We start from the raw sequence: 4,102 nt of genomic DNA, 5'->3' as shown, positions 1-4,102 counted from the left end.
GCTTTTCATTGTGACAGTTTGAATTTAAAGTTAGTAAATTCGAATTTTAAACTGTCCTATTTTTAGGGAAGCCTACAGTTATAATCTAAGTTTAGTTGATATTTTATTTTATCACTATATCTAATAGAATCATTTTGTAAATCTTTAAAATTCTCCCCAAATTCAGTAAACAAATAAACTAAATTTATTTCCTTTTTTTTTAATCCATGATTTTCTATAAGACTATCTAATAATTCAATTGTAATATTTTTTTCTAAAGGAAGAAGTGGGTGAGCCAATTGATTTTTATACTTTTCAATAATCACATTTCCTTTTTCAATAATGTAATTTATATTATTTAATTCATCAATATACTTGTCATGTGCTTTACTATAATGTTTATATATTTTAGAAATAGTATCTTTTGATATGATACTAGGATGTGTCGCTAATTTGTTTACTATCCGAGTATAATCAAATTTTTGATAAAATGTATTTGTCTTATTTTTTCCTCCTAGAAAATTCCATCCATTAATATCATCTACAAAACCATTTCCATCATCGTCTATATTATTAAGAGTTTCGTTTGGATTTTCCCAAATATGATCTTTAAGAGCTGGGTGTTCAATATCTATTTCAGTATCTAAAACAGCTACAATAATTTTTTTTCCTTTTTTGTTTTTAATAATTTCATCATATAATCTGGTCAAACTAATTCCTGGAAGAGAATCTTGTATTATATCTTTAAAATGCCAGTTATGAATTTGTAGAGAGTCATATTCTGAAAAAACTAACTTACTTATATCTTTTGGAGCTTTTATATATTCTTTATTAATAGGATCACTTCCACATGAAATTAAAAAAAGAGAAATAATAAATATGATATTTTTCAAAATCGCAGATATTTTATTCAAATATATTAACTTTAGTTAGTTCTGAATCTCTATTGTTAATTCTTTAGAGATAAACGTGTTAATCTTTCCAATTTCTTTAGGAAGTTCAATAGTGATTTCCCATTCAGGATTGGTTTGTGTCACTTTTAGATGAACTTGCGATCCTGTTTTTGAGTAATAGATAGATACTTCATTATCGGCTATTTTGATATTTTCTAAAGATGCATTATCCCATGTACTAGGCATTTGAGGATGTATCGTGACTTTTTTTGCTGCGGCATTGGGACTTACTCCAAAAAACTGTTGCACAATGGGAACTGCATATCCATAAATATTCCATGCTTGTGTGATCATTCCGTAGTCTGGAGATACTTCGTACATACTTCCAGGAAAGGCATAGCTAAAACTTCTGTTCATACGCTTTAGATAATTTAGTGCCTTATCAGGACGTCCGTAGTTATTTTCAGATACGATTTGTACGCCTGTGGGTAGTGTCATAACCGCGCCTGTGTAGGAGAAGATTTTACTTCCTTTAAATGAACCGTCATCTTTTCCAGCAGAGTCATCCCTATCAATGCCAGTTACAAAAACTCCAAAGGGGTTTACAAACTTTTCTGCGGTTTGTAGTGCTTTAAATGCTTTTGTAGAATCTGCAATACCCATTTCCATTGGGGTGTTTACAACCCAATTATGATGTAATACAAAGGGTCTCGGCCGTGACGATGGGTTTGCTTTGATCGCTTGTTTCGTTGCTTTAAGCTCAGCAACAGCCCATGGTTTGTTAAGTGTGTCTGCGCGTACAATGGCATCTTCTATAAGATGTAATGCTTGGGTGTCTGTTCCTATAAAATCGGCATAACTATTAAATTCTTCTGACCAGAATTCTGTATTTATTTTCGCTTTAAGCGAACCTGCAATTTCTTTATATCGTTTTGAGAGTTCTTTTTTGTCTAGTATTGTAGCCATTTTTGCAGCATCGTCAAAAGCTCTTTGTGTGTATGCCGCTACATCAATCATTTCACTATCAAGACCATGAATTTCCATCATACCAAACCCATCAGGGAATAAGTTGTTATTAACATCTTTTTCGCTGAGTAACCATTCTAACCCTTTTTCAATAGTAGGGAAGTAGCGTTCTAAAAATTCGTGATCTCCATTCCATTGATACACTTCCCAAATTAAGGAAGCAAATTGTGGAGTTTCGTTAATGTTTCCAGGATTGAAAACTTTTCCATTGGTAGACATTTCATGGATAATACGTCCATTACCATTTAAGGAATTAGATACACTATCTAGTAATTTGATAGTGTTGTATACAGGTGCTGTTTGTTCAATAGCCATATAGCCTTTAAGTGCATACTCACTATCTACTCCAAACCACCATGGATAATCAGGAATTCCTGCTGTGATTCCAGAACCTATTTCTGGTACCGTGCGAACAAGCCAATCACTATTGTATTTGAGCCATTCAAAGGTTTCTTGTATGTCTTTATCAGGAATGGTAAGTTTAGATTGCGTAGCTAATTGTTCATAGCGCTGTTTTTTTGATTGGATATCTTTTATCGCCGAAACATGGATGTCTTTATACGTTGCTGTAGCTTGTTGTTGTGACATATAACTTCCAGCAATTACAAAATTGATTGTTTTTGAACTATTTGCAGGGATAGATATTGGGTATATAAGCTCTCCGGAAACACCATTGTGTTTTCCAGTAGTTACATTCCCTCCTAGGCGATAATTAGGTTTTACATCAGCGCCAAAAGTTACAAACCAAGGATTGTTTTGGTCTTTGATATTCCAAGTACTGTTTATAGAATCATATACTGCAATGTCTTTTGCATCTATCATATTGGTTTCTTCTCCTAACCAAGTAGGTCTAAGATCTGCATTGCCTATAAATGCAAGCTCAAAATCATTAGTACTAGTGGAGGTGTTTTCTAAATGAAACTGAATTAAAATACCTTCTTTATGATCAGGAACAAATTGCCAACGATCTATATGGAGTTGAATTTCTGGAATCGTATATTGGTGTTTATTTGCATACGGATAGTTCACAAATGTATGTGCTTTATCTAATCCCCAAGCACCTCCATCTTGTAAGATGCCTACTTCAAAACCATCCATTAATTTGATGGGGTGATTCCAAATACCTCCCATTTCTCCCTTAATGTGCCAACCTAATTCAGGAAAAGAGCCATCTTGATGTCCTACCATATATACACGATCTCCAGCAGTTACATAAGGAGATGATAGGTATTCTTTTTTGCCAACAATAGAAGTGCTATTTTGAGTTAATTCCCCAAAAGCATTAGGATTAGTCTCTGTTTGCTTGCAACTTACAATAAGACAAATAATAATAAAACTTAGAAAAACACGTAACATATACAAACTACATTTAAAATTTGATCTTAAATGTACAGAATTGCGTGTGAATTATAATAGTACCAATTAAAAACCTCCATTTCAATGATGATCTATTGAAATAGAGGCTATAAGTTTTATAAACAAGCAGAAGAATTAGAAATACCAATATCTAGGCTTTGTAACCCACTAGGGAGCGATGAAAAACTAGATACAGGACTATTTCCTCCACAACCTGCTCTTAAAGAAAAGTTTACTCTACCAGAACTATTTGTTTGTAGGGTGTAAAAAACAAAATTAAATGATATAGGATTTATAATGAAAGGTGCTGAAAATGTTTGTGTATCTCTACATCGTCTCGGACTTGAAGAACCTACAATACCGTTTCTATTAATATCAAGACACACACAAACTTTCTCATTAGGTCCCGATGAAGGGACTGTTGCTAAAATATCATAGGAAGTATTAGGTCGTAGGCAGGTAAAAGAAGATTGTTGAAAAGATGATTGACCTGTTCTACGTATACCAAATTCTAAAACAGAAGGGTCAAAAAATACTCGGTCTGTTGAATTATTTTTTTTAGCTAATTCTAGAAGAAATTCTTCAATACCTGGGTCAATAGTTTGATTTGTTGTTACTTCTATTTCTTCTGAAGTTGAATTTGTAATGATTTCATCATCTTCTTGACATTTTATTAATAATAAAGAGGTAAATACAATTAAAAAAAGTTTGGAATAAAAATTGAAAGTTTTCATAGATAAATTAATTTTTTCTGATTTTTATATTAATATATTTGTATATCCGTAAATAGTCCTAAAGTGAATTAATTTTCGTATATTTTATTGAATTTAAGATGGTTAAATATGAAT

At 32.1% G+C, this 4,102-nt stretch carries 3 protein-coding genes; all 3 read right to left on the bottom strand.

Features of this window, described 5'->3' with window-relative positions:
• Positions 1-62: 62 nt before the first annotated feature.
• The 3 genes from Q1A01_RS23415 to Q1A01_RS23405 all read right to left on the bottom strand — a co-directional run bounded on the left by Q1A01_RS23415 (position 63) and on the right by Q1A01_RS23405 (position 3,988).
• Positions 63-872, bottom strand: a complete 810-nt coding sequence (locus tag Q1A01_RS23415; RefSeq protein WP_299685956.1) for a S8 family serine peptidase — start codon at positions 870-872, stop codon at positions 63-65.
• 36 nt (positions 873-908) lie between these two features.
• Positions 909-3,254 carry a glycogen debranching protein gene (locus Q1A01_RS23410; RefSeq protein ID WP_299685953.1) on the bottom strand — a complete coding sequence of 782 codons (2,346 nt, stop codon included), beginning with the start codon at positions 3,252-3,254 and terminating at the stop codon, positions 909-911.
• A gap of 116 nt (positions 3,255-3,370) precedes the next feature.
• On the bottom strand, positions 3,371-3,988 hold the full coding sequence (locus Q1A01_RS23405; protein ID WP_299685949.1) for a hypothetical protein: 618 nt from the start codon (positions 3,986-3,988) through the stop codon (positions 3,371-3,373).
• Positions 3,989-4,102: the final 114 nt, after the last annotated feature.

Origin of the sequence: uncultured Dokdonia sp. (assembly GCF_947492815.1) — a bacterium.
In the GTDB taxonomy this organism is placed as follows: Bacteria; Bacteroidota; Bacteroidia; order Flavobacteriales; family Flavobacteriaceae; genus Dokdonia.
This window is presented reverse-complemented; position numbering and strand designations above follow the sequence as displayed.

What these genes read in the sequence shown, in the direction of transcription:
- Q1A01_RS23410 (WP_299685953.1), bottom strand. Translation starts at nt 3,254, where the DNA reads ATGTTACGTGTTTTTCTAAGTTTTATTATTATTTGTCTTATTGTAAGT.
- Q1A01_RS23405 (WP_299685949.1), bottom strand. Translation starts at nt 3,988, where the DNA reads ATGAAAACTTTCAATTTTTATTCCAAACTTTTTTTAATTGTATTTACC.